Consider the following 25,351-nt stretch of genomic DNA (forward strand, 5'->3'; position numbering starts at 1 on the left):
AGTTTCCATGAGTCTGAATCCTAGAGATGCCGTAATCGTCGACTATGCGCGTACCGCCATGGGTCGATCCAAGAACGGTGTTTACCGCAACGTGCGTGCGGACGATATGTCCGCGGAACTGCTGAAAAAATTCCTGCAGCGCAATGACAAGCTGGACCCGAAAGAAATTGATGACCTGATCTGGGGCTGTGTGATGCAGCGCGACGAGCAGGGCTTCAATGTGGCGCGGTTTATTCTGCTGCGCGCGGGCCTGCCCCACACCATTCCGGCGCAGACCGTAAACCGTCTGTGCGGCTCCTCTATGTCGGCGCTGCACACTGCAGCGGCGAATATCCAGGCCGGTGTTGGTGATGTGTATGTGGTGGGCGGTGTGGAGCACATGGGTCACCTGAACATGATGGAACATGTGAGCCCCAACCCGATGCTGGGCCGCAATATGGCCAAGGCTGCCGGTTCCATGGGTATGACCGCCGAATATCTGGCGATGATGCACGGCATCCAGCGTCAGCAGATGGACGAGTTCGGTGCCCGTTCTCACCAGTTAGCTGCGAAGGCGACTAAAGAAGGCAAGTTCAATCGTGAAATCATCGCGATCGAAGGTCACGACGAAGATGGTGTACCGATTCTGGTGGAAACCGATCAGACCATTCGCCCGGACACTACTGCGGAAGGCTTGGCACAACTGAAGCCAGCGTTTGACCCGAAGCACGGTCAGGTAACCGCGGGCACCTCCTCGCAGATTACCGACGGCGCTTCCGTCATGTTGGTGATGTCTGCCGAGCGTGCCCAGGCCCTTGGCCTGACGCCGATCGCCAAGGTGCGCGAGATGGCCCTGGCGGGTGTGGATCCGTCCATTATGGGTTACGGCCCGGTACCGTCCACTCAGAACGCACTGAAGCGTGCCGGCCTAACCATCGAGGATATCGATAAGGTAGAGCTTAATGAGGCCTTTGCGGCGCAGGCGCTGCCGGTGTTGAAGGACCTGAACCTGCTGGACGTAATGGACGACAAGGTAAACCTTTACGGCGGCGCTATCGCCCTGGGGCACCCGTTTGGCTGTTCCGGTGTGCGGATCACCGGCACGCTGTTGTCGGTCATGCAAAACGAAGGCGGCGACCTCGGTGTCTCGACCATGTGTATTGGTCTGGGGCAGGGGATTACCACCATTGTCGAGCGCGTGTAAGTCGCAACGACTGACGCGATAGATCGGGGCGCCTGCGGGCGCCCCGATTGTTTTGGGCGTACTTATTGAAGCCCTGTGCCCGCTGTGGCACAATCTGCTCCCCTCGCTGGACGTGCAACCTGTTTTCCTCTAAAAATGCAGGGAAATCAAAGGGTTACCGGCGAGCATGACGTTGGGGACGTGGTGGAATTGGTAGACACGCCAGATTTAGGTTCTGGTGCCGCAAGGTGTGAGAGTTCAAGTCTCTCCGTCCCCACCAACTAGGAATTTTGCAGTCCGTGCTCATTCGGCACCTCCTTTGCGCAAGCCTCAGGCGCGCAGGGTGAGGAGGCAGTGGCGCGGGCTGTTTGTATTTGGCGGCCGAATAAACTCGGCACAACGCTAATCGCTGGTGGCGGGCATGCATTCCCGTAGTCCGGCATTCAGTGAAGAGAAGAGTCTCACGAGGATTAACATGCAGGTTTCCATCGAAACAACTTCCGGTCTGGAACGTCGCTTAACTGTCAATCTGCCGGCAGAAGTGGTTGATAAGGAAGTAGACAAGCGCCTTCAGCAAGCGGCCAAGACCGTGCGCATCAACGGCTTCCGTAAAGGCAAGGTGCCGATGAAGGTTGTGCGTCAGCGTTTTGGTGCTGGTGTTCGTCAGGAAGTTCTGGGCGAAGTAATGAGCCGCTCCTTCTACGACGCGGTTCAGAAAGAGCAGGTTAAGCCGGCTGGCCAGCCGAGCATCGAAGCCAAAAACGTCACCGAAGGTGAAAACCTGGAATACGTAGCGACTTTCGAAGTGTACCCGGAAGTGGAGCTGGCTGACCTGTCTGAGGTTACCGTTGAGCGCCCGACCGCTGAAGTAACTGACGCGGACGTGGACAACATGATCGACGTGCTGCGCAAGCAGCAGTCCAGCTGGAAAGAAACCAAGCGTAAAGCCCAGAAGGGCGACCGCGTGACCATCGATTTCGTTGGCCGCAAAGACGGTGAAGAATTCGAAGGCGGCAAAGCCGAAGGTCAGCAGCTGGTACTGGGTTCCGGCAACATGATTCCTGGCTTCGAAGACGGCATCATCGGCATGAAGCCCGGTGAAGAGAAAGAAGTGGAAGTCACTTTCCCGGAAGATTACCAAGCTGAAAACCTGAAAGGTGCGGCTGCGGTATTCACCATCAAGGTAACCGCTTCTGAAAAGCCTGAACTGCCAGAACTGAACGACGAATTCTTCGCCGGTTACGGCGTTGAAGAGGGCGGTGAAGAGAAGTTCCGCGAAGAAGTGCGTGGCAACATGCAGCGCGAACTGAAAAATGCTGCTCTGAACAAGGTCAAGACTCAGGTCATGGATCAGCTGTTCGAAAAGCATCAGGTAGAAATTCCGGCAGCACTGGTTGCTGGCGAAGTGCAAACCCTGCGCGGCCAGATGGTTCAGCAGTTCGGCGGTCAGATCAAGCCGGAAGACGCGGCAAAAATGCTGCCGGACACCATGTTTGAAGATCAGGCCAAGCGCCGCGTTGTGCTGGGTCTGGTGGTTGGTGAAATCGTCAAGGAAAACAAGCTTTCCGTTGACGCCGACCGCGTAAAAGCCAAAGTGGAAGAGCTCGCTTCTACCTACCAGCAGCCGGAAGAGGTGGTTGAGTACTACCTGAATAACCGCGAACTGCTGGCCGGTGTTGAGTCCGTAGTACTGGAAGATCAGGTTGTAGACTTCGTGCTGGACAAGGCAAAAGTCAGCGACGTTGAAAGCAGCTACGACGACGTGATTAAGCCGCAGAAGCAGTCTTGATTCGCTCCCGCGAGCAGCTGAAAGCGGCCACCTTCGGGTGGCCGTTTTTGTTTGCGAGTATTGAATGTTCGACAGCACCTTCTACGGCGCCTGTGTCAATCTGGCATTATTGCTGTCGAGCAGTTAAGCTCAGGTTGAGCGAATTTTTCAGAAGTGTGTCTTTTTTGAGCACATGCGTTCTGATCCGCCTAATACGCCGAAAAAGGAAGCATCGTATCCATGGCATATTTTGATAATCCCATTAATTCCAAAGACATTCTCGCCACCGGCGGCCTGGTTCCCATGGTGGTGGAGCAGACTGCCAGAGGGGAGCGTTCATTTGATATCTACTCCCGCCTGCTCAAAGAGCGCGTGATTTTTCTGGTAGGTCCGGTGGAAGACCACATGGCCAACCTGGTGGTCGCGCAGCTGTTGTTTCTGGAGGCGGAAAATCCGGATAAAGATATCCACCTGTACATCAATTCCCCGGGTGGTTCCGTGACTGCGGGCATGTCCATTTATGACACCATGCAGTTCATCAAGCCGGATGTCAGCACCATGTGTATTGGCCAGGCTTGCAGCATGGGCGCCTTCCTGTTGACTGCGGGTGCGAAAGGCAAACGCTACGCCACCCCGAACTCCCGAGTGATGATTCACCAGCCCAGCGGTGGTGCGCAGGGGCAGGCCTCGGATATTCATATTCACGCTCAGGAGATCCTGAAGATCCGCGCGCGCCTGAACGAGTTGATGGCCCATCATACCGGCCGCAGTGTGGCGGATATCGAGCGTGATACCGACCGTGACCGCTTCCTCAGCGCCGATGAGGCCAAGGAGTATGGTCTGGTAGATGACGTGCTGGCGCATCGCCAGGGCCCGGGTAAGTAATACCGGTTCGGCGCTCTGTGCGCACCAAAACCCTAAAATACCTTAGGGTCAGGGAGTGTTGTCCTACGGATTCTGAATCTGAGTTGCAGAAGCCGTAGGGCGGCGCTATAGCCCCGCCCGGAGGAGAGAATAAAAAAGCTTGAAAATCCTGCCAAAAGACCGCATCTTGGATATGAACCCTATTTGCCACCGAGTTTTGGCTGGCTATGAGACCACGGAGTACTTAGATGACTGAAAAGAACAGCGGAGACGATAACGGCAAACTCCTTTACTGTTCCTTCTGTGGCAAGAGCCAGCAGGAAGTACGCAAACTGATCGCGGGCCCCTCTGTTTACATCTGTGACGAATGCGTCGAACTCTGCACCGACATCATCCGCGAAGAAGTGCAGGAATCTGTTGATGGCGACGACTCCCGTCTGCCTACCCCCCAGGAAATTACCGAAATTCTCGATCAGTACGTGATCGGTCAGGCGCGCGCCAAAAAAGTGCTCGCGGTGGCGGTATACAACCACTACAAGCGTCTGCGCACCAGTAAAGGTGTCAAAGGCAAAGATGAAGTGGAACTGGGCAAGTCCAATATTTTGCTGGTTGGTCCTACTGGCAGTGGTAAAACCCTGCTTGCTGAAACCCTGGCGCGGCTGCTGAATGTACCCTTCACCATTGCCGATGCGACCACGCTGACCGAAGCGGGTTACGTGGGTGAGGATGTTGAAAATATCATTCAGAAGCTGCTGCAGAAGTGCGATTACGATGTGGAAAAAGCCCAGCAGGGCATTGTCTACATCGATGAAATCGACAAGATTTCTCGCAAGTCTGACAACCCCTCGATCACCCGGGATGTGTCCGGTGAGGGCGTGCAGCAGGCACTGTTGAAGCTGATTGAGGGTACCGTGGCTTCCGTTCCCCCCCAGGGTGGGCGCAAGCACCCTCAGCAGGAATTCCTGCAGGTGGACACTTCCAATATCCTGTTTATCTGTGGCGGAGCGTTCGCCGGCCTGGATAAAGTAATTCGCGATCGCTCCGAGAAGGGCGGTATCGGTTTCTCGGCGGAGGTGAAGTCCAAAGACGCCAATAGCAACTTCGGTGAGGTGCTGTTGGATCTTGAGCCTGAAGACCTGGTGCGATATGGCCTGATTCCCGAGTTTGTAGGTCGTCTGCCAGTTACCGCTACGTTGGAAGAATTGAATCGTGCGGCACTGGTGCAGATTTTGACCGAGCCGCGCAATGCGCTGACCAAGCAGTACGGCAAGTTGTTTGATATGGAAGGGGTTGAGCTGGACTTTCGTCCCGACGCTCTGGACGCGGTAGCCACCAAGGCCATGGAGCGCAAAACTGGTGCCCGGGGTCTGCGTTCCATTATGGAATCGGTACTGCTGGAGACCATGTACGACATCCCCTCTATGGAGAATGTCGCCAAAGTGGTGATTGACGAGGCGGTGATCAAGGGTGAATCTGCGCCGCTGCTGGTGTATGAGCAGGCAGAGCAGCCCCAGAAGGCAGCTCCTGAGGAGTAAACCTCTCTATCGGCACTGGCTACTGGTTCCAGGTAGCTCCAACGAAAAAGCCCCACTACGGGGCTTTTTTTGTGCCTGTTGATGTCTGGGGAAATGCACTCTGGCGACTGTTCGAATATCGCCGTTTCTGCGTAGTTTTCTGTGCTATTAAAGTTTGATGCACGGGAATTGCATCTTTTATGACCATCAATCTATACGCTGAATTAAACTAATTTTGCTGCGCCAGACGGCACAGGCTTGTTATTCTGCCGTATGCCCCCACTTTAGCTGTTGAACTGGCACTAGCCGTACCGCACACCGCACCAGGAATTGTGGTCTGCGATGACGAATACGCTGCCAAGCTGGCGGTTGTCACCGCCCGAAGGCCGAGAGGAGTTATATGGACCAGCCATCCGAGACCTTGAACGAATATCCCCTGCTGCCACTGAGAGATGTGGTGGTTTATCCGCACATGGTGATCCCGCTGTTTGTCGGCCGGGAGAAATCCATTGATGCGCTTGAAGACGCGATGCGCAGCGACAAGCAGGTGTTGCTGGTAGCACAGCGCCAGGCATCGGAAGATGATCCGGGTGCCGATGATGTATATCGTGTGGGCACTGTAGCCAGCGTGCTGCAGCTGCTAAAACTGCCCGACGGCACCGTCAAGGTGCTGGTTGAGGGGGGGCACCGGGTAAAGGTGGAAGAGATCACCGAAGGCGAGGGGCACTACCGCGCCACGGTTACCCAGATTGATTCTGAGGAGTTGCCAGAAGCAGAAGCCGAGGCGCTGGTGCGTTCGGCCATGTCCCAGTTCGAGCAGTACGTCAGCGTCAGCAAGAAAGTTCCCAACGAGGTGATGACTTCCCTGTCCGGTATTGATGAGCCGGGTCGTTTGGCCGATACCATTGCTGCGCACATGTCCCTGGACCTGCCGCAGAAGCAGGAGTTGCTGGAAACCATCAGCGTAAAGGAGCGACTCGAGCACCTGCTGGGTTTGATGGATTCTGAAATCGACCTGATTCAGGTCGAAAAGCGTATTCGCGGCCGCGTCAAAAAGCAGATGGAAAAGAGCCAGCGCGAGTACTATCTGAACGAACAAATGAAGGCGATTCAGAAAGAGTTGGGCGAGATCACCGAAGAGCCCAATGAAATTGAAGAGCTGGAAAAAAAGATCGCCGACTCCGGCATGTCAGCGGAAGCGGAAAAGAAAACCCGCGCGGAACTGGGCAAGCTGAAGATGATGTCGCCTATGTCTGCGGAAGCTTCTGTACTGCGCAGCTATATCGACTGGATGTTGAGCGTGCCCTGGAAAAAGGCCAGTCGCGTGCGCCACGACCTGATCAAGGCAGAAGAAATTCTGAATAAAGATCACTACGGGCTGGAGGAGGTTAAGGAGCGGATCCTGGAATACCTCGCGGTGCAAAAGCGTGTGAAAAAAGTCAAAGGGCCAATCCTTTGTCTCGTTGGTCCGCCCGGGGTTGGTAAAACCTCGCTTGGTGAATCCATCGCCCGCGCAACCAATCGCAAATACGTGCGTATGGCCCTCGGTGGCGTTCGCGACGAAGCGGAAATCCGGGGCCACCGCAGAACCTATATCGGTTCTCTGCCCGGTAAACTGGTGCAGAAAATTTCCAAGGTGGGTGTAAAAAACCCGCTGTTCCTGTTGGATGAAATCGACAAGATGGGCATGGATCACCGCGGTGACCCAGCCTCTGCACTGCTTGAAGTGCTCGATCCGGAGCAGAACAAATCGTTCAACGATCACTACCTGGAAGTCGATTACGACCTCTCCGATGTGATGTTCGTTTGTACCTCCAACTCCATGAATATTCCTGGTCCTTTGCTGGACCGCATGGAAGTGATCCGCATCCCGGGGTACACCGAAGATGAAAAGCTGAACATCGCTCAGCGTTACCTGATTCCAAAACAGCGCAAGGCCGCGGGCCTGAAGCCCGAAGAGCTGGAGCTGGCAGACGAAGCGGTGCGGGATGTGGTGCGCTATTACACCCGTGAAGCCGGTGTGCGTGGTCTTGACCGTGAGATGGCAAAAATCTGCCGCAAAGTGGTCACCGAGCATGTACGTAATGCCACCACCCAAAAAGTGGTGATCAAGCCGGAGCAGCTGGAAGACCTTCTTGGGGTGCGCAAGTTTGATTACGGCCGCGCGGAAGAGGAAAACAAGATCGGCCAGGTGACCGGGCTGGCATGGACCGAAGTGGGCGGAGAGCTGCTTACTATTGAGTCTTCGGCGGTTTCCGGTAAGGGGCGGGTGATCAAGACTGGCTCCCTGGGCGATGTAATGCAGGAGTCCATTCAGGCCGCGTTGACGGTAGTCCGTGCACGCGCTCAGGCTCTGGGTATAGCGCCGGACTTTCATGAAACCCGCGATATCCATATTCACGTGCCGGAAGGGGCGACTCCGAAGGACGGTCCTTCGGCGGGTATCGCCATGTGCACGGTATTGGCCTCTGTATTGACCAATATTCCGGTGCGCTCCGATGTGGCCATGACCGGTGAAATTACTCTGCGCGGTGAAGTGTTGCGCATTGGCGGCTTGAAGGAAAAACTGTTGGCGGCCCATCGCGGCGGTATCAAAACCGTACTGATCCCCTGGGATAACGAGCGCGATCTGAAGGATATCCCCGACAATATCCAGCAGGATCTGGTGATCAAACCGGTAAAATGGATTGATCAGGTCCTCGAATATGCGCTGGAAAGCATGCCCAGCCCCCTCAGTGACGAAGAGTATTCCGCGCTGCAAAAACAGGCGGATGAGCGCTCCGGGCGCTCGGTGCAAACGCACTGACAGAACTTCGGCTCAGCAAGTAGTAAAAACCCATTGAAACCTCGGCAGCAAGTCGCGTAGAGTACGCGGCTTGCTGCCGGTGCAGGTTAAAAAATGAACTTGCCGGCGGTTGACTGAACAAGAGCGGTTCAAAATTGTCCAACTGCCCGCAAAGCCGCATGGTTCCTTGACCCACCAACAGGCAGTTGGTATAAAACGTGGCTTGTTGCGCTGCGGGGGAGCCGCAGGCGATTCAAAATCGACTGCAAAAATTGCACGATTGCGCCTCTGAAAATGGGGTTGCAACAGACCTGAAAAAGACACCTGGAAATGACGTCCGGATCCATTGTCCGGATGCTACATCTAGTTACTTAGACCATTTAGACCTAGAAAAGAACAGAGGGATATAGCGTGAATAAGTCCGAACTGATTGAAGCCATCGCCGCGTCTGCCGACATTCCAAAGGCAGCTGCTGGCCGCGCTCTGGACGCTATGGTAGATAGCATTACTGACGCACTGAAAAAAGGCGATCAGGTAGCTCTGGTTGGCTTTGGTACCTTCGCTGTTAAAGAGCGCGCTGCACGTACCGGCCGCAACCCGCGCACCGGCGATCCGATCGAAATCGCTGCGGCAAAAATCCCGAACTTCAAAGCTGGTAAAGCTTTGAAAGACGCGGTGAACTAAGAAGCCTTGTAAAAGCAATGCTTCAAAGAGGCGTATCATCTGGATGCGCCTTTTTTGTTTCTGAAAGAAAAAAATGTAAACAGGATCAAACGGGTATTTACCCTGATCGGCGCTCGCACTCGTTGCGAGACAAGCCGAGACAACAATAATTGTTGATCTACCTGAGTACTGACAAGAGTTAATTTCGGAGCTGAATATGCTTCAGTCCATGCGTGACAACCTGAAGGGAACGGCCGCTATTATCGTTGCGGCGTTTTTCGGATTTATCATGGTGATCGGTGGGATCGATTTCTTCACCGGTGCCAGTGGCGGCTCGGCCGACAAAGTGGCGGAAGTGAACGGGGAGAAAATTTCCCAGCTGGATCTGCAGCGAGCGATCCAGAACCGTCGAGCGATGATTGAAAGCCAGTACGGCGAAAATGTGCCCAGTGACCTGCTCACCGACGAGCAGCTGCGCGGCCCGGTATTACAGCAGCTGGTCAACAGCGCGGTGATGCGCCAGGCAGCGCTGGAAAGTGGCATGGCCATGAGCACCGGTGCCGTGGACAAAGAGATCGTGCAGATGCCTGGTTTTCAGGTAAATGGCCAGTTCGACCAGCAAATGTTCCGTGAGGGCTTGCGCCGTATGGGTTACAGCCCTGCGGGTTTCCGTCAGCTGCTGGAGCAGGAAATGGTCATGCAGCAATTTATCAGCAGCGTGTCTGATACTGCGTTCAGTACACGCACTGATGCGGAAAACATCGTAGCAGTGTCCATGGAGGAGCGCGATTTCGATTACGTAACGCTTTCTGCGTCGCCGCTACTGGAAGGCATTGAGGTGGCGGATGAAGAGGTGCAAACCTATTACGACGAGAATCAGCAATCGTTCCAGCGCCCGGAGCAGGTAGCTATTGAATACATAGAGCTTACACCCGAGCAGTTTGCAGCGAATATTGATGTGTCCGAGCAGGATGTACGCGCTCAGTATGAGCAGGAAGTGAAAAGCTTCGAGGCGAATGTGCGCCGCCATGCTGCACATATTCTGGTCGAGGGTGATGACGAGGCCGCTCAGGCGAAGATCGCGGAAGTGCAGTCAAAGCTGAGTGCCGGCGAGTCCTTTGAGGCGCTGGCTAAAGAATTTTCCGATGACATCATTTCCAGCGAAGATGGCGGTGACGTGGGCTTTACTTCCGGGGACGTATTCCCGGAGGCGTTCGAAGATGCCCTGGCGAACCTGCAGGTGGGTGAAGTGTCCGGCCCGGTACAGACCGATGGTGGTACCCACTTTATCAAGCTGATTGAAGTCGCTGACGCTGAGCCGCCCGCTTTTGAAGAGCGCGAAGCGGCAATTTCTGCCCGTCTGCGGAATGCAGCAGCGGAACGTGACTTTGTTGATGCGGTAAGCCGTCTGGGTGACCTGGCGTACAACGCAGAGACCTTGGCAGCTCCCGCCGAAGAGCTGGGTGTGAGTGTACAGAAATCTCCATTGTTCTCCCGCCAGGGCGGTCCCGGGATTGCTGGCGAAGGTCAGGTGATTTCTGCGGCATTCGCACCGGAGGTGTTGGAAGATGGCAATACCTCTGATGTGCTGAATCTGAGCGAGAATCATGCAGTGGTACTGCGTGTTATCGAGCACAAAGAAGCGGGTGTGAAACCGCTGGAAGAGGTCAAAGCGGAAATTGTTCAGAGCCTCAAACGCAAAAAGGCAAGCGAGCAGCTGGCAAGCAAGGCGCAACAGATTGAAGAGCAGGCCAGTGCTGGCGAGGGTCTCGCGGCTGTGGCAGAGTCGGAAGGACTCACTCTGGAAACCAGCGATAAAACCCGTCGTGGCGGTTTTGGTGCCCGCGGTGAAGTGGTGAATCAGGCATTTACCATGAGTGAGCCGCGTCCGGGTGCGCGCACTTTGGGTCAGTTTACTTTGCCGTCTGGTGATGTGGTGGTGGTGCAGTTGCGCGCGGTGCGTGCCGGTGATCTGTCCCGTCAGAGCAAAGAGCAGCGGCAAGCGCTGTTGCAGCAGCTGGCTTCCATGCAAGGTACTGCGGAGCTGGCAGCGGTGCAGAAGTACCTGGCTAGCAGGGCTGATGTTGAGGTATTCAGCGCGGAGCAGCAGTAGCGGTAAGCATTGTTTACGTATAAAAAAACCGGCGATATTCGCCGGTTTTTTTATGCCTGCAAGAATGGTTGAGCGGAGGCTTAGCCGTTACTGGCGCTGTCCACGAACAGCGTCAGGCGTTGCCCGGGTTGCAGATAGCTATTTTTACTGATTTTGTTCCAGCGCACGATGTCGCTGATGTCGATGCGAAACTTCCGCGCGATGCGGTAGAGAGAGTCGCCGTTGCGCACTCGGTAAGAGAGCTTGCGTGTGGTACGGCTGTCGCTGCTGCTGTTGCCGTCGTCACTGTAGGCGACCAGCTTGCGTCCCGGGCGCAGAGTGTCGCCCGGTGCCATGCTGTTCCAGCTGGCCAGTTCACGAACCTTTACATCAAGCTTGCGTGCGATACCCCACAGGGTGTCGCCCGGGCGGACGGTATAATTGGTTTTTTGGCCTTTGCCTGAGCTCTGGCGACGCTTTACCCGTTGATCGATGGCGTAGGCGTACTGCGCATTGGGGCCCGACGCGCTGGGAATCAGCAGTGTCTGGCCAGCACGAATGCTGCTGCCGCGCAGTTTGTTGGCCTGTTGGATGGCTGCAATCGTGGTTTCGTATCGGCGCGCAATCACTGACAGGGAGTCTCCGCGGGCCACCCGATAGTGTTGCCAGCTGACACGTTGATCTGCAGGGAGTTTCTCCAGTGCTTCAATGAATCGAGCGCTTTTATCGCGGGGTACCAGCAGGCGGTGGTTTCCGTCCGGGTCTGTGGCCCAGCGGTTGAACCCGGGGTTCAGCAGATGCAGCTCTTCAATTTCCACGCCAGCCAGTTCGGCAGCCTGTGCCAGATCAATTTGGCTGCCCACATTGACCGCCGCGTAATAGGGCTCGTTGCCAACATCGTGCAGTGGGACCCGGTAGTGGTCTGAGCGCGATACCACTTCGGCAAGGGCCAGTAATTGAGGTACGTATCGCTGAGTCTCGCGAGGTAACTTCAGGTCCCAGAAACTGGTGCCCTTGCCCTGACGGGCATTGCGTTCCCGGGCTCGGCGAACAGTCCCTTCTCCGGCGTTGTATGCGGCCAGCACCAGCAGCCAGTCGCCGTCGAATTTTGCGGACAGGTAATTGAAGTACTCGGAAGCGGCGCGGGTGGATTCCACCACATCACGGCGGCCGTCATACCACCAGTTCTGGTGCAGGCCAAAGGAGCGTCCGGTGGCGGGAATAAACTGCCACATGCCGGATGCCTGCGCGTGCGAGTAGGCAAAGGGGTCGTAGGCACTCTCAACAATGGGGAGCAGGGCGAATTCCAGCGGAATGTTGTCCTGTTCCAGTTGCTCTGCCACGTGGAAGATGTAGCGGCGGGAGCGCTCGGTAACCCTGGCCATATAGCCCTGGTTGGAGGAAAAATATTTTACGTAATCCTTGACCTTCGAACGGTTTGTTTCACGATCGAGGGTGAATCCCTGTCGAAGACGTTGCCAGATATCGTCCGGTGGCAGGGCGGGCTCGGTCACATTCAGGATGTTCTGGCTGATGGCGCTTGCACTGCTGGCTTGTGTGGCCAGATCAGGAGCGTTGTGATTCTGCGAGGAGTTTGCGGTTTGCGTTGCAGAATCGATCTGCGTGCAGGCCCCCACGGCCGCTGCCAGTAGCGCAACGGCAAACTTCTTATAAACCATTATGGTGTCCGCGATCTGTTGTTATCTTGTGGCTCTATACTGCGCAATATGGTCTGAGCGGCGCCGGCTGATCGTGAGGCGGTAGAAAAACACTACTGCGAAAGACCCCCGAATCGGGCCGCTAAATAAAGCGCTTGAGCTTTGATTTGTAATTGTCTGATTCTAAAGAGGGCTGTTGGTTCCGGTCAATGGAATTTGGTCAAAAAACGTCCTTCCAATGGCGTAGAGTGGCGAAAATATCCACAGCGGTCGCGTCGATCTGCACACCGCGGCTTGCTGCCTGCCGCTGAATGCCGGGTTGGTCGGTGCGGAGGAAGGGGTTGGTGGCTCGTTCCAGTTCTATGGTGGACGGGAGCGTCGGCTCGCCTTTGTCGCGAAGCGCCTGCGCTTCGCGCTGGCGCTCGATCAGCGCCCGGTTGTCAGGCTCTGCGGCCCGAGCGAATGCCAGGTTGGCAAGGGTGTATTCATGGGTGCAGTAGACCCGTGTTTGCGCGGGTAAAGCGCTGAGCCGGGACAGCGAGTGGTGCATTTGTGCCGGGGTGCCCTCGAACAGGCGGCCGCAGCCACCGGCAAACAGAGTGTCGCCACAGAACAGGTAAAGCTCTTCGGCGTCCCGCATGAGCAGGGCGATGTGGTCAAGAGTGTGACCGGGTACGGCGATGATTTCACAGCTGCGGCCCATCAGGGTAATCTGGTCGCCGTCATTTAAAGCGTGTGTAACCCCATCAATGGTCGCCGGACCGTATACGGGGCAGTTAAATGCGCTGGTCAGTGCGGGAACCCCGCCAGTGTGATCAAAATGGTGGTGAGTAAGCAGGATGCCGGACAAACGCTTCCCCTGCAGGGCGGCCATTACCGGCGCTGCATCGCCGGGGTCAACGACCCAGTGTTCGTCGCCCTGCCGTAGATGCCAGATATAGTTGTCAGTGAATGCCGGGATTGGGTGGATTGTGATCATTGTCTGTCCCCGCTAACCTAAGGTTGATTGGCGCAACCCTACCATAGCCAAGCTGGCAGGCAGTAATGCGGGGTCTGGAAGTGGTGACTGTGAAGTCTGAGGCTCAGACGGCAGGGGGGCAGAATATGTCCTACGAGAACAATCAAGGAGCTGGAGATGACGCGAATGCCGGAAAAGCCGGATAAGCGATCGTTGTTTTTTCGCGGAAAGTCGCCCATATCTCCGCTCGCGGAATCCTGTGCGGGGCTGAGCGACTGGTTCGACAGTGGACTGGGGCGCGAAATTCTCACCCAGCAATTGGCGCTGGTGCAGCCGGTGGTGGAGGGTTTGTTCGGGTACCACCTGATGCAGGCCAGTGTCGCCCGGCAAGTGGATTTTGCGGCGTGCAGCCGGATTAATCACCGTTTCAAAATAAGCCCGTGCGCGGAAGGGCAGGCAGCGGCAATGGCGGAGTTAGAGCAGTTGCCGCTGCCGTCGGAATCCATTGACGTTGCTGTGCTGCACCATCTTCTGGATTTTTCGCCTCAGCCTCACCAGGTCTTGCGTGAAGCCGCGCGGGTATTGATTCCCGGTGGTCACATGGTGCTAATTGGTTTCAATCCATTCTCCCTGCTCGGGATGGCCCGCCTGTTTCGCTCCTCAAGTCCCTATCAGTTGGGGAATCAATTGCGCGCTGCGCGCATTGCCGACTGGATGAATCTGTTGGACTTGCAGCCCGCTGAGATAGAGCGCGGCTTTTTCCGCTTGCCGCTCAAGCACGGAGATCTACTGGCCAAGACTTCCTGGATGGAGCGTGTGGGGACCCGGTGGCACTTGCCGTGGGGAGGCTTTTACATCATAGTCGCGCGCAAAGAAGTGGCGCGAATGCGCACCATCAAGCTCAATTGGCGGGGTGAGAAAAAGCCTGCCTTGAGTGTCGTTCCGAGCAGCCCTAGGGTTGCTGCACGGGATCGGCTCAAGCCGGTCCGCCCTGGCAAATACCGTCGGGATACCAAACGCTGATCAGTCGACATCAGTGTTCAACCGAATAATTTCTTAACGGGCTCGAATTGAAACACGTCACTATATACACCGACGGCGCTTGCCGGGGGAATCCCGGACCGGGCGGTTGGGGGGCATTGCTGATGAGCGGCGATGCGGAAAAAGAGCTGTGCGGCGGTGAATCGCTGACAACCAATAACCGTATGGAATTGATGGCGGCTATTCAGGCTTTGCATGCCTTAAATCAGCATTGCCGCGTGGATCTGCATACCGACTCCCAGTATGTCCGTCAGGGGATTACCGGTTGGATACACAACTGGAAGAAAAATGGCTGGAAAACCTCGGCGAAAAAGCCGGTAAAAAATGCGGATCTCTGGCAGGAACTGGATACTGCGATCGGTGAGCACGAAGTGCATTGGCACTGGGTCAAAGGGCATGCGGGTGATCCGGGCAACGAACGCGCGGATGCGCTGGCCAATCGCGGTATCGATGAGTTGGGGGAGGCATAAACCATGCGTCAGATTGTTCTGGATACGGAAACCACCGGCCTGGATCCGAAGTCCGGCCACCGGATTATTGAAATTGGCTGCGTTGAACTGATAAATCGCAAGCTGACCGGTCGTCACTATCACCAGTACATCAATCCCGAGCGGGAAGTGGATGACGGTGCGATCGAGGTTCACGGTATTACCAATGAGTTTCTCGTCGACAAGCCGGTATTCTCCCAGGTAGCGGACGAATTCATGACCTTCTGCGACGGTGCAGAACTGGTCATCCACAATGCGCCGTTCGATGTGGGCTTTATTGATTCCGAGTTAAAGCGGCTCGGGAGCCCGCGTTGGCAGAGTGTAGCGGTTCACTGCGGGGTGCTGGATACCCTGGCGCTGGCAAGGGAAAAGCACCCGGGCCAGAAAAATAATCTGGACGCGTTGTGTAAGCGCTATTTCGTGGACAACTCGCAGCGGGATCTTCATGGCGCATTGCTGGATGCGGAGATTCTCGCTGATGTCTATCTGATGATGACCGGTGGGCAAACGGATCTCGCGCTCGCCGGAAATGATACATCTAGTGACGATGACCCGGAAAGCCAGGCACAGGAAACGGGCTCGATTCGTCGATTAAGCGCGCAGCGGGCGCCGCTGTCTGTGGTCAGGGCCAGTGCCGAAGAGCTTCAGGCCCACGAGGAATTTCTGGAGCAGCTGGAAAAGGCCGGCGGTAAACATTTCTGGTGAGTAAGATCTGCACCACATCAATGAAGGGGCCAGAGGCCCCTTTTTTGATGTGGTTTGCGAGTCAGATTGCGTAGACCACGCAGGTTAGTGCAACGACGGTCAGTACGACAGTGTAGGGCAGGGCCATGATTACCATGCGACCGTACGACAGGCGGATCAGGGGCGCCAGGGCGGAAGTCAGCAGAAACAGAAACGCCGCCTGGCCATTCGGCGTAGCAACACTGGGTAGGTTGGTGCCCGTATTGATCGCAATCGCGAGCTTGTCGAAATGTGAACGAGTAATATCGCCCGCCGTCAGTGCATCCTTCACTTCATTGATATAAACGGTAGCAACAAAGACGTTGTCACTGATCATGGACAGGATGCCATTGGCGAGAAACAGCATGCCCGGCTGCTGTTCCGGCTCGAGGCTCAGTACAAAGTGCGTTACCGGGGTAAACAGGTGTTGCTCATGGATGACGGCAACGATCGCAAAAAACACCACCAATAGGGCGGTAAAAGGCAGCGCCTCTTCAAAGGCGTGGCCAATCCGGGGTTCCTGGATAACGCCGTTGAAGGCAGTGAGTAGCACGATAACCATCAGGCCAATGATGCCAACTTCGGCCACATGGAATGCCAGTGCGAGTACCAGGAGTGCGGCGACTATGCCCTGAATCCACAGTTCAACGACATCGCGCTGGGTGCGTTTACGTTCCTGTTCGGAGGCGTAATTGGAAAGTACCTCGCGCACGGCATCGGGCAGTTTCGCGCCGTAGCCGAACATTTTGCTCTTTTCCAGCAAGAAGCAGGTGGCCAGGCCGGCGGCAAAGGCGGGCATGGTGACCGGTGCCATGTAGGTGAAAAATTGCACGAAATCCCAGCCGGCTTTCTCCGCGATCAGCAGGTTCTGCGGCTCGCCGACCAGTGTACAGACGCCTCCGAGGGCGGTGCCCACTGCACCGTGCATAATGAGGCTGCGCAGGAAGGCTCGGAACTGGTCCAGGTCGGAGCGGTGGTATTCCACCACTCCATCGTCGCTTGAGTGGTCGTGTTCGGGGTGCGCCTGACGATTGGAGGCCACCTTGTGGTAGACCGCGTAAAAACCCACGGCCACCGCAATCAATACTGCGGTAACCGTCAGGGCATCAAGGAACGCGGAGAGTACTGCAGAAACACCACAGAACAGTAGCGAGAGTACGGACTTGGAGCGCACGGTGACCAGCAGCTTGGTAAACACGTATAGCAGCAGGCTCTTCATAAAGTAGATGCCGGCCACCATAAACATCAGTAGCAGGATGACCTGGATGTTTTCGGTTACTTCGTGGAACACCGATTCGCTGCTGGTCATCCCCAGGAGAACAGCCTCGATCGCCAGCAGGCCGCCCGGTTGTAACGGGTAGCATTTCAGGGCCATGGCCAGGGTGAAGATAAATTCACCAATGAGAACCCACCCGGTCACGAAAGGGGAGGTGGTGTACAGTAGAATCGGGTTGAGGATCAGGAATAGGGCGATGGTAAGCTTGTACCAGTCTGGGGCCTCCCCGAGAAAATTGTCGGTAAATGCGCGGCCGATGCCGGCACCGGCTACTGGCAGGGTGTCATTCAGAGCGTTCATTATTGCTACTTCCTTGGTCTCAGTGAGCCCCCATGCCGACACCGCCGGGAGGACCGGCGGCAAAGCTACCTTTTTCCAATGGAAAGTTCAATTGATTTTGCGGGCCAGCGGGGGCCGTGTATTTTTGTCGATTGATCGGTGGAAACAGAGTGATTTAATCTAGACACTTTTGCGGTTTTGTATAAATTGAGCGGTTTGCACGGGTGCGCGGTTGGCGACTGGCTGGCTGGCAGTAAAGAATAACGAGAATTGCAGTGGTGTAGGCAATGAGTGGATTGCGCGAAATCAACCTGACCTCCGTCAGTCTGGTAAAAGACGAGCTGGTTGCGAGTATCGAAGGAGCGACCGGCCACCTGGACCAGTACGCGGCGGATCAGGGCGATAAATTGGCTCTGGAGAAATGTATTCAGGGGCTGCGCCAGGTATCTGGCGTATTGCAGATGGTGCAACTGAGTGCAGCGGAGCTGCTTGCCCAGGAAATGCTGACGGCAATGGGTGACCTGCTGCAGGATCGCCAGCAGTCACCGCAGGAACTGCTCGAGAGTCTCGGTATCGCATTCTATGTGATGACCCGCTATCTGGATTTTATCCAGAGTCGGGCTACACCGCGTCCGGAATTACTGGTTCCTTATATCAATAGCCTGCGGCTGGCTCGCGCACAGGCGCCGGTACCGGAAAGTCACTTCCTGCGTTGTCGTCTCGACGCTACCGTGCCGGGCGCTGTCTCGTCCGCGGTACTGTCGGAAGACCTCAAAACTTTCGTCCGTCGCTTCCGCCATATGTATCAGGTGGGGTTGCTGGCCCTGCTGAAAGGAAAGCCTCGCGGGCCCGCCTACACCATGATGGCACGAGCCCTGCAGCGGATCGCCAGCGTGTGCGCGGGGCGTCCCAATGGCAAGCTCTGGTCGGTTGCCGGTGCGGCGATTGCGGCCATGGCCAGCCGTGAGATGCTGGTTAACCGGCAGCGGGTTATGGTATTCAGTATGCTCGACCGTCGGTTGCGGAATATCTGTCGGGACGGGGATGCGGCGCTGGACCAACCTGCGCCCCCAGTGCTGATAAAAGAATGTCTCTACTGGCTGGCTCTGGCAGGGCCATCGGGGCAGGGTGAAAAGCTACTGCAGGTTTTCAGTGTGCGCCCGCTGGCCTATCGCGAGCCGGAGCTGGAGCGAGATCGTGCGAGCCTCGGTGGTCCGGGTGCCACAGCGATTGCGGCTGTCGCCAGTGCGCTGGAGGAGGAGCTTTCCGGTGTGCGGCGCCTTCTCGACGACGCGGAAATGGTCGGCATGACTGGCCTCGACGACGAGGGCGGGCTGGTCGAGACCCTGCGCCGAATTTCCAACACACTTATTCTGCTTAACTTTCGCCGCATAGGTGAAAATCTCGGTGGCTCACTTACCGCCTATCAGAATTGCGCCCAGGTGGGTGGGCGGGCGGCAGACAACGCCCTGCAACAGTTAACAAACCAGATTCTTACCGTCGACAGTGCAATCCGGGCCATGCGCCAGCGCTCTACCATCGAGCTGGATGAGAGTGGTCAGGCTGACATTGCGCTGGAGCGCAGTCAGCTTGAAGAAGCCGAGCTCGCCGTGCTCAAAGAAGCAGAAGCCGGGCTCTCGCTTATCAAGCGCGCGCTGGCCTCCTATGCCGAATCCGGGTTCGATCACGGTCATATCCGCAATGTGTCCACCACGCTGAATAGTGTGCGTGGAGGTCTGGTGGTATTGAGCCTGGGGCGCGCGGCGGCGGTGGTCGAGCGACTGACACACTTTGTAGATGCAGTGATTGATCAGAAAACCGTCGCTCCGGGGGTGGAGCAGTCACTCGAGATTTTTGCAGATGCCATCATCAGCCTGGAGTACTATCTCGGTGAGGTGAAGCTCCACCGACAGGTGGATATGCAGTCCCTGGACCTGGCCGTAGAAAGCCTGGAGGCGCTCGGGTACCCGATAGAGGTTGCCTGAAGCGGGCTCCCTGGTACAGTCTTGGCGATATGATTCAAGTGCAGAATCCACTGAATGTCTGATTTCAGCCCCGCGGCGAGTGTATTGCCCCACCCGGAATTTCACTGGCACATCGTGGTATCCCACGGAGAAGTGCTATGCAGTGCGCAGGGTCCACTTTACCGAACCCTGCCTGTGCGTGAAGCGTCCGGTGACACCGCTCAGTTCAGTACGCACTACTTGGGAGAATGGGCAGGTAAGCCCTGTGCCGTTCATTATTTGCCGATCCGGGTTGAGCTACCCGGCTGCGAGTGGCGCGGGTTACGTACATTTCTGGGGACCGTCAGTGAGCCCCTGTTTTTCCTGATTGGTCGCGCCATGCAGGTTGCCAATTGGGATCTTGATCACCGGTTCTGCGGCCGCTGTGGTCGACCAACGGAATATCACCCGAAGGATCGTGCCAGGACCTGTGTTTCCTGCGACTTTGCCGTGTATCCGCGTATTTCCCCCTGTGTCATCATGCTGTTGGTGCGGGGCGACGAGTGTCTGCTGGCACGCCATACCCATCACCGTCACGCACTGCATACCGCACTGGCTGGATTTATTGAGCCCGGTGAAAATGCCGAGCAGGCCGTCGCCAGGGAGGCGCAAGAGGAAGTGGGCCTTGAGGTGGGGTTGGGTGCAGATCAGCTGCGTTATGTCGGTACTCAGTCCTGGCCATTTCCAGGTCAGTTGATGATCGGCTATCTCGCTGAAGTCACTGGAGGGACCCTGCGTCCGGACCAGGACGAAATTATGGAAGCGCGCTGGTTTACCAGGTCGGAAATTCCGCAGGAGATTCCGCCCGCGGAAACACTTTCAGGACGGTTGATCAGGACGTTTATCGGGACTTGCTGATGCGTTTAGTATGCGCGTACGCAAGCCGGACTAGAGGCTAAAACAATGTATATCGCTATCACCTTTGCTATTGCCTTTCTCGCACTGCTACTGGTGTTCTGGGGCGGGAAGGTATTGCTCCGCGGCAGCTGGCTGATGGGCTTTTTGCGCGGCTCGGTGGGCCTGTTGTTGTTGGTCGGCGCTCTGCTGATCGTACTGGTTGCGCTGGATGTCTATAGTTATCGCAATCTTGGCGATGAGCACAGTGTGGGTACCGTCTCGTTTGAACGTTTGGGCAAGCAGCATTACATGGTCAAATTTGCTGATGAGGACGGAATCTCCCAGGAGTTCGAACTCTACGGCGATCAGTGGCAGCTGGATGCGCGGATGCTGAAGTGGAAAGGTGCGCTCGCTCGCTGGGGAATAGAACCTGCGTACCGTCTCGATCGTCTCAGCGGTCGTTACTTGACGCTTCAGGATGAGCGCAATAAAGAGCGCTCGGTATACGCTTTGGAACAGAGTACTCACGGCGTTGACCTGTGGGATTTCCTGCGTGAAATGGACAATCGTGTGCCCATGGTGGATGCGGTGTACGGCAGTGCTACCTTTTTACCAATGCAGGACGGTGCCGTGTACGAAGTGCGAATCAGTCATACCGGGCTGCTGGCGCGCCCTCTGAATCAACAGGCACAGTCTGCGCTCAACGAGTGGCAGTAATTCAATTGTTGAGCCGGGTTTTAAAAAGGCCGCATCCGGCGAGGCTGCGGAAAGAAAAAAGAGAGGATTGAGTGGAATTTCTCAGCGAATACGGATTATTTCTGGCCAAAGTAGTAACCATTGTGGTGGCGCTGCTGCTGGTAATCGGGTTCATAGTGGCCAATCGCGCACAGATGAAAGACCGGCAGCCCGGCCATATTGCCGTGACCCATCTGAATGATCGCTATGAGGATATGAAAGAGACGCTGCTGGAAGCGGTGATGGACGATGCGGATTACGCCGAGCGTAGAAAGCAGCAGGAAAAGGACAAAAAGGCGGAAGCCAAGGCCCAGGCGAAGCAGCGAAAGGCAGAGCTGAAAGCGCAAGCCAAGGCGCGCAAGGCTCAGGGAAAAGTTGCATCCGAGGAGGAGTCCCGTGAAGTCGCTGTGCCGGAACAGGCTGAAGCCGACGCGGAAACCGGGGCTGCGCCTGTCGAAGGTGAAGTGCAGGCCGCAGGTGACGGACCGGAGCTGGGTGCTGAAGCCAGCAAACGCAAGCGCTTGTTTGTGGTGCATTTCGATGGCGATATCAAGGCGAGTGCGCTGTCCAATTTGCGCGAGGAAATTACCGCGATACTGCAGATTGCCGGCAAAGACGATGAAGTAGTTGTGTGTCTGGAAAGCCCCGGCGGCATGGTGGCCAATTACGGGTTGGCTGCCAGTCAATTGGCGCGTGTACGCAGTGCCGGCGTCAAGCTGACCATTGTGGTCGACAAGGTGGCAGCCAGCGGGGGCTACATGATGGCGTGCGTGGCAGATCGCATTCTCGCCGCACCTTTTGCCATGCTGGGCTCTATCGGTGTTGTGGCGCAGCTGCCCAATTTCCATCGCCTGCTGCAGCGCAATGACGTGGACTTCGAATTGTTTACCGCGGGTGAATACAAGCGCACGGTAACCATGTTTGGAGAGAACACGCCGGAAGGCAAAGAAAAATTCCAGAGTGATCTCGAGGAAATTCACACCCTGTTCCAGCACTTTGTGCAGGAGTATCGTCCGCAGCTGGAAATTGCCAAGGTGGCGACCGGCGAAGTCTGGTTCGGGCAGCGCGCGCTGGATCTGGCGCTGGTTGATGAGTTGAAGACCTCTGACGAGTATCTCACTTCACGAGCGGCGAACGCCGACCTGTATCAGGTGGAATATAAAGAGCGGCAAAATATTGCCCGTAAAATGGGTATCGCTGCTCAGCTCGGAATTGAAGGCGCATTTTCACGCCTGTTTACCCGGCTTGAAGCCTGGCGTCATCAGGCCCAGTAGTTTTCCTGGACCTGGCAATTTCAGTTGGAAGGGAAGTAGCGGGAATGGCTGCTGAACAACAAAATAATTCGGATCAACTTTACCGCGCCATGCTGGTGGAAGAAGTGGCGGCCGGAAAATACGATCAGAGTATCGTGCAGCGGCCCATGAGTGATCTGCCGCAGAATCCGGTGCGTATCGCCGTGTCGCACTCATCGCTGAATTACAAGGACGCGTTGTCGGCCTTCGGCAATCGCGCAGTCACCCGTGAGTATCCCCATACCCCGGGTATCGATGCGGCCGGTACCGTGATCCGCGACGACAGCGGCAAGTTTCACCCGGGGGCCCGGGTGCTGGTAACCGGATATGACCTGGGTATGAACACGGCGGGTGGGTTTGCCGAGCGTATATCGGTGCCGTCCCAGTGGGTGGCACCACTGCCGGAGGGTCTCACTCTGCGGGAGTCGATGATTCTGGGTACCGCCGGGCTTACCGCGGCTCTGTGCGTTGAAAAACTGTTGGAGGCGGGCGCCAAACCGGAAGACGGCGAGGTGCTGGTCACCGGTGCCACCGGTGGCGTGGGCTCCATCGCCGTTGCGCTTCTTGCCAAGCTGGGGTTCCGTGTGGCGGCAGTGACCGGCAAGCTGGAATCCGCCGAGTTTCTCACATCCCTGGGCGCCTGGAAGGTGCTGGACCGCGAAACGCTGGCACCGTTTGCCAATAAGGCTATTGCCAAGCCACTGTGGGCCTGGGCGGTGGACACCGTTGGCGGCGAGACACTGTTCAACGTGATCAAGTGCCTCAAATACAGTGGCGGTGTCGCGGCCTGCGGTATGGCGTCCGGTGCCCAGTTTCAGGCCAATGTGTTCCCGTTTATTCTTCGTGGTATCAGTCTGCTCGGTGTAGACAGCGTTGAGCTGCCATTACAGAAGAAGGCCGATGTGTGGCAAAAGTTGGCCGGGCCCTGGTATATCGGCGAGCAGCTCGAGCGAATCGCCGAAGATATTTCCCTGGATCAGGCGCCGGAGTTCCTGGCTCGCTTGCACCGCGGTCACGGAATCGGGCGCTATGTTGTCGATATGACCAGGTGACGCTATTTCGGTCGGTTATGTGAATCTGCACGCACAATTCTACTTTGCGGCCTCGCGCAAGCGGCCGCTGGCCGTCGCCCCTGCTATCCTCAGCTGCTATGCTGAATAGCCACAATAAATTTAATCTGGGATAAATTGTCTAGAAAATAGACGGTTGCGAAATAAAGTTCCTAATTCCTGATGATCTGGTAGCAAACTTTGTCGGTCGATAATCCGGTACCCCCCATTACTCACGATTCTGGCGCCCTGGTTCTGTCCGGAGGTGGTGCCCGCGCGGCTTATCAGGTTGGCGTATTGAAAGCGCTGGCGGAGCTGACGCCGAACAGCGAACCGCACCCGTTCAAGATCATCTGCGGTACTTCGGCGGGGGCAGTCAACGCGCTGCTGCTCGCATCCCATCCGGGCACATTCAAAGAGGCTGTCGCGCGCTTGTGTGACCTCTGGATGGGGCTGACTGTGGATCGTATTTACCACAGTAACTGGAGCAGCTTGCTGGGCAATATGCTCACCATCACCCGCTCCCTGTTCAATCAGGGGGTCGCGCGGCACAAGCCCCTGGCACTATTGGACAACCGCCCGCTGCGCGAGCTGGTGACCGAAGTGGTTCCTTTCGGCAATATTCAGCGCAATATCGATGAGGGCCGTCTGCGCGCGGTCAGCGTAAACGCCATGTCGTATAACGAGGGGGAGTCGGTCAGCTTTTTTCAGGGCAGCGAGGAACTGCAGGAGTGGCGCCGGTTCCGCCGTTGCGGAGAGCGCACCCACCTCACCGTCGATCACCTGATGGCCTCTGCGGCGATCCCCACACTGTTTCCGTCGGTAAAAATAGGCGATGCCTATTTTGGTGATGGCGCGGTGCGTCAACTGGCGCCGATCAGCCCGGCACTGCATCTGGGCGCCAGCCGGGTGTTTGTGGTGGGCGTGTCGGACAACCGTTCGCCGGTACACTGGGGTAAGCATCGCAAGGCACCACGACATTCCCCGTCGATTGCACAAATTGGCGGCCAGTTGTTCAATGCGGCGTTTATTGACAGTCTTGAGGGGGATCTTGAGCACCTCGACAGGGTCAATTTACTGTTGAACTCGGTGGATGAAAAAGTCCTGCCGGAACTCGCGCCCCTGCGCGCTGTGGAGTCGGCAGTGATTGAACCGAGCCAGAGTCTGGATCGCATTGCCGGGCGCAAGGTGCGTTATTTACCGCCCACGCTGCGGTGGCTGTTTCGCTCCACTGGTGCAACAACGTCCGGTGGGGGCGCGTCGGCTGCGAGCTATCTGTTATTTGAAAAACCCTATCTCGGCGAGCTGCTGGAACTGGGTTATCAGGATGCGATGTGGGAGCGGGAAACTCTGAAGCAGTTTCTGCGACCGCGCACCCAACTGGTGGAAAGCCAGCAAAAAAGTCTGTTTGGATTACGGGTCAAGCCCGCAACGGAAGCCTCTAATGACAACTCTTCGACCTGACATCTCTTTGTTAACCCGAGCCAGCCAAATCGGCCTGTTCCGGTTTGGTGCGGTGGCGTCGCTGATATCGCTGCTGGTCGCCTGTAGCGGGCAAGGGGCGCAGCAGGGGCAGGGTAGCCCGGCATTGCGCGCGCAGAATCAGAGTGAGTACCAGATGCTGCTGGAGGAAGCGCGCCAGTTGAGTTTTACCCTCGACTTCGACCGTCTGCGCAAAGCCTATGTGGAGTCTTCGGACTACAACCCATACGGCGGTGTGAAACTGAAAGGATTGCCGGAAGCCTACAGCTCGGTGGAGCAGGCAGATTTTAATAATTGCCTGCGCAATGTCGATAAAGTGCTTGCCCACAACTATATGAGTCTCGAGGCACACATGATTGGTGTGGTGTGCAGCGGGCAGGCGGGGGAGTTTGAGCGCGAGGACCAGCACCGTTACATGGTGGAAGGGTTGATGACTTCCATCGAAAACAGTGGTGATGGTAAAAGCCAGGAAAGTGCCTTCCTGACCATCAGCACATCGGAATTACGGGGCTTTGTGCGTCTCAAAGGGCTGCAGGTTCTGGACCAGTCCATTGTGTACGACAAGCAGGGTATCTACGACAAAATGCAGGTGCGCGATCCGGAGTCTGGCGAGGAGTATCCGCTGTTTTTCAATGTCAGCCAGCAGTTTGCCCACTCCACCGAAACGGAATAGAAAAGCGAG

At 56.4% G+C, this 25,351-nt stretch carries 20 protein-coding genes and 1 tRNA gene; 18 read left to right on the forward strand and 3 right to left on the reverse strand.

Going from position 1 to position 25,351, the window contains the following annotated elements; translation table 11 throughout:
- Positions 1 to 7: 7 nt before the first annotated feature.
- The 8 genes from fadA (at position 8) to ACXAG1_RS00810 (ending at position 10,869) form a co-directional block, all read left to right on the forward strand.
- On the forward strand, positions 8 to 1,183 hold the full coding sequence (fadA, locus tag ACXAG1_RS00775; protein WP_475093299.1) for an acetyl-CoA C-acyltransferase FadA: 1,176 nt from the start codon (positions 8 to 10) through the stop codon (positions 1,181 to 1,183).
- 174 nt (positions 1,184 to 1,357) lie between these two features.
- Positions 1,358 to 1,442: transfer RNA gene (locus ACXAG1_RS00780), tRNA-Leu, on the forward strand.
- 195 nt (positions 1,443 to 1,637) lie between these two features.
- Positions 1,638 to 2,951, forward strand: coding sequence for a trigger factor (gene tig / locus ACXAG1_RS00785; protein ID WP_475093298.1), 1,314 nt, complete (start codon positions 1,638 to 1,640; stop codon positions 2,949 to 2,951).
- Positions 2,952 to 3,170: 219 nt separating this feature from the next.
- Entirely contained in the window at positions 3,171 to 3,815 is a 645-nt protein-coding gene (gene clpP, locus ACXAG1_RS00790) for an ATP-dependent Clp endopeptidase proteolytic subunit ClpP (RefSeq protein WP_475093297.1), read from the forward strand.
- A 227-nt stretch (positions 3,816 to 4,042) separates the two neighbouring features.
- Positions 4,043 to 5,329: an ATP-dependent Clp protease ATP-binding subunit ClpX gene (gene clpX / locus ACXAG1_RS00795; protein ID WP_475093296.1), complete on the forward strand. Its 1,287-nt coding sequence runs from the start codon at positions 4,043 to 4,045 to the stop codon at positions 5,327 to 5,329.
- 379 nt (positions 5,330 to 5,708) lie between these two features.
- Entirely contained in the window at positions 5,709 to 8,114 is a 2,406-nt protein-coding gene (lon, locus tag ACXAG1_RS00800) for an endopeptidase La (protein WP_475093295.1), read from the forward strand.
- Positions 8,115 to 8,504: 390 nt separating this feature from the next.
- Positions 8,505 to 8,777 carry an HU family DNA-binding protein gene (locus ACXAG1_RS00805; RefSeq protein WP_010132873.1) on the forward strand — a complete coding sequence of 91 codons (273 nt, stop codon included), beginning with the start codon at positions 8,505 to 8,507 and terminating at the stop codon, positions 8,775 to 8,777.
- 196 nt (positions 8,778 to 8,973) lie between these two features.
- On the forward strand, positions 8,974 to 10,869 hold the full coding sequence (locus tag ACXAG1_RS00810) for a SurA N-terminal domain-containing protein (protein ID WP_475093294.1): 1,896 nt from the start codon (positions 8,974 to 8,976) through the stop codon (positions 10,867 to 10,869).
- 80 nt (positions 10,870 to 10,949) lie between these two features.
- Here ACXAG1_RS00810 and ACXAG1_RS00815 read toward each other — a convergent pair whose 3' ends face one another.
- Both ACXAG1_RS00815 and gloB read right to left on the reverse strand, forming a co-directional pair.
- The gene (locus ACXAG1_RS00815) at positions 10,950 to 12,527 is read right to left on the reverse strand and encodes a LysM peptidoglycan-binding domain-containing protein (RefSeq protein ID WP_475118632.1); all 1,578 of its coding nucleotides are present in this window, start codon (positions 12,525 to 12,527) and stop codon (positions 10,950 to 10,952) included.
- Positions 12,528 to 12,726: 199 nt separating this feature from the next.
- Positions 12,727 to 13,485, reverse strand: a complete 759-nt coding sequence (gloB, locus tag ACXAG1_RS00820) for a hydroxyacylglutathione hydrolase (protein WP_475118633.1) — start codon at positions 13,483 to 13,485, stop codon at positions 12,727 to 12,729.
- 156 nt (positions 13,486 to 13,641) lie between these two features.
- Here gloB and ACXAG1_RS00825 point away from each other — a divergent pair, with 156 nt between their 5' ends.
- Genes ACXAG1_RS00825 through dnaQ form a run of 3 tightly spaced genes read left to right on the forward strand, consistent with a single transcriptional unit; the run spans position 13,642 to position 15,698 of the window.
- Positions 13,642 to 14,487, forward strand: coding sequence for a class I SAM-dependent methyltransferase (locus ACXAG1_RS00825; RefSeq protein ID WP_475118634.1), 846 nt, complete (start codon positions 13,642 to 13,644; stop codon positions 14,485 to 14,487).
- Between the two features lie 47 nt (positions 14,488 to 14,534).
- A complete protein-coding gene (rnhA, locus tag ACXAG1_RS00830) occupies positions 14,535 to 14,975 on the forward strand; it encodes a ribonuclease HI (protein WP_475118635.1) in 441 nt (146 codons plus the stop codon).
- 3 nt (positions 14,976 to 14,978) lie between these two features.
- A complete protein-coding gene (gene dnaQ, locus ACXAG1_RS00835) occupies positions 14,979 to 15,698 on the forward strand; it encodes a DNA polymerase III subunit epsilon (protein ID WP_475093289.1) in 720 nt (239 codons plus the stop codon).
- Positions 15,699 to 15,759: 61 nt separating this feature from the next.
- Here the strand turns inward: dnaQ and nhaB are convergent, their stop codons facing one another.
- Positions 15,760 to 17,292 (reverse strand): sodium/proton antiporter NhaB, encoded by a 1,533-nt coding sequence (gene nhaB, locus ACXAG1_RS00840; RefSeq protein WP_475118636.1) that lies wholly within the window; start codon positions 17,290 to 17,292, stop codon positions 15,760 to 15,762.
- Positions 17,293 to 17,558: 266 nt separating this feature from the next.
- Here nhaB and ACXAG1_RS00845 point away from each other — a divergent pair, with 266 nt between their 5' ends.
- From ACXAG1_RS00845 to ACXAG1_RS00875, 7 genes are all read left to right on the forward strand, one after another.
- Complete coding sequence (locus tag ACXAG1_RS00845; protein WP_475093287.1) at positions 17,559 to 19,256, forward strand: FimL-related protein; 1,698 nt, start codon at positions 17,559 to 17,561, stop codon at positions 19,254 to 19,256.
- A gap of 54 nt (positions 19,257 to 19,310) precedes the next feature.
- Positions 19,311 to 20,132, forward strand: coding sequence for an NAD(+) diphosphatase (gene nudC / locus ACXAG1_RS00850; protein WP_475093286.1), 822 nt, complete (start codon positions 19,311 to 19,313; stop codon positions 20,130 to 20,132).
- 45 nt (positions 20,133 to 20,177) lie between these two features.
- On the forward strand, positions 20,178 to 20,828 hold the full coding sequence (locus ACXAG1_RS00855) for a cation/multidrug efflux pump (RefSeq protein ID WP_475093285.1): 651 nt from the start codon (positions 20,178 to 20,180) through the stop codon (positions 20,826 to 20,828).
- Positions 20,829 to 20,899: 71 nt separating this feature from the next.
- Positions 20,900 to 22,120, forward strand: a complete 1,221-nt coding sequence (gene sohB / locus ACXAG1_RS00860) for a protease SohB (protein WP_475093284.1) — start codon at positions 20,900 to 20,902, stop codon at positions 22,118 to 22,120.
- 44 nt (positions 22,121 to 22,164) lie between these two features.
- Positions 22,165 to 23,190, forward strand: a complete 1,026-nt coding sequence (locus ACXAG1_RS00865) for a YhdH/YhfP family quinone oxidoreductase (protein WP_475118637.1) — start codon at positions 22,165 to 22,167, stop codon at positions 23,188 to 23,190.
- 198 nt (positions 23,191 to 23,388) lie between these two features.
- A complete protein-coding gene (locus ACXAG1_RS00870) occupies positions 23,389 to 24,651 on the forward strand; it encodes a patatin-like phospholipase family protein (protein ID WP_475093282.1) in 1,263 nt (420 codons plus the stop codon).
- The gene (locus ACXAG1_RS00875; protein ID WP_475118638.1) at positions 24,632 to 25,342 is read left to right on the forward strand and encodes a DUF4919 domain-containing protein; all 711 of its coding nucleotides are present in this window, start codon (positions 24,632 to 24,634) and stop codon (positions 25,340 to 25,342) included. Before ACXAG1_RS00870 ends, ACXAG1_RS00875 begins: the two co-directional genes overlap by 20 nt.
- Positions 25,343 to 25,351 lie beyond the last annotated feature (9 nt).

Source organism: Microbulbifer sp. ABE4_465 (assembly GCF_056160765.1).

Coding starts and splice junctions, on each gene's coding strand:
- fadA (WP_475093299.1), top strand. CDS start 8: ATGAGTCTGAATCCTAGAGATGCCGTAATCGTCGACTATGCGCGTACC.
- tig (WP_475093298.1), top strand. CDS start 1,638: ATGCAGGTTTCCATCGAAACAACTTCCGGTCTGGAACGTCGCTTAACT.
- clpP (WP_475093297.1), top strand. CDS start 3,171: ATGGCATATTTTGATAATCCCATTAATTCCAAAGACATTCTCGCCACC.
- clpX (WP_475093296.1), top strand. CDS start 4,043: ATGACTGAAAAGAACAGCGGAGACGATAACGGCAAACTCCTTTACTGT.
- lon (WP_475093295.1), top strand. CDS start 5,709: ATGGACCAGCCATCCGAGACCTTGAACGAATATCCCCTGCTGCCACTG.
- ACXAG1_RS00810 (WP_475093294.1), top strand. CDS start 8,974: ATGCTTCAGTCCATGCGTGACAACCTGAAGGGAACGGCCGCTATTATC.
- ACXAG1_RS00815 (WP_475118632.1), bottom strand. CDS start 12,527: ATGGTTTATAAGAAGTTTGCCGTTGCGCTACTGGCAGCGGCCGTGGGG.
- gloB (WP_475118633.1), bottom strand. CDS start 13,485: ATGATCACAATCCACCCAATCCCGGCATTCACTGACAACTATATCTGG.
- ACXAG1_RS00825 (WP_475118634.1), top strand. CDS start 13,642: ATGACGCGAATGCCGGAAAAGCCGGATAAGCGATCGTTGTTTTTTCGC.
- dnaQ (WP_475093289.1), top strand. CDS start 14,979: ATGCGTCAGATTGTTCTGGATACGGAAACCACCGGCCTGGATCCGAAG.
- nhaB (WP_475118636.1), bottom strand. CDS start 17,292: ATGAACGCTCTGAATGACACCCTGCCAGTAGCCGGTGCCGGCATCGGC.
- ACXAG1_RS00845 (WP_475093287.1), top strand. CDS start 17,559: ATGAGTGGATTGCGCGAAATCAACCTGACCTCCGTCAGTCTGGTAAAA.
- nudC (WP_475093286.1), top strand. CDS start 19,311: ATGTCTGATTTCAGCCCCGCGGCGAGTGTATTGCCCCACCCGGAATTT.
- ACXAG1_RS00855 (WP_475093285.1), top strand. CDS start 20,178: ATGTATATCGCTATCACCTTTGCTATTGCCTTTCTCGCACTGCTACTG.
- ACXAG1_RS00865 (WP_475118637.1), top strand. CDS start 22,165: ATGGCTGCTGAACAACAAAATAATTCGGATCAACTTTACCGCGCCATG.
- ACXAG1_RS00875 (WP_475118638.1), top strand. CDS start 24,632: ATGACAACTCTTCGACCTGACATCTCTTTGTTAACCCGAGCCAGCCAA.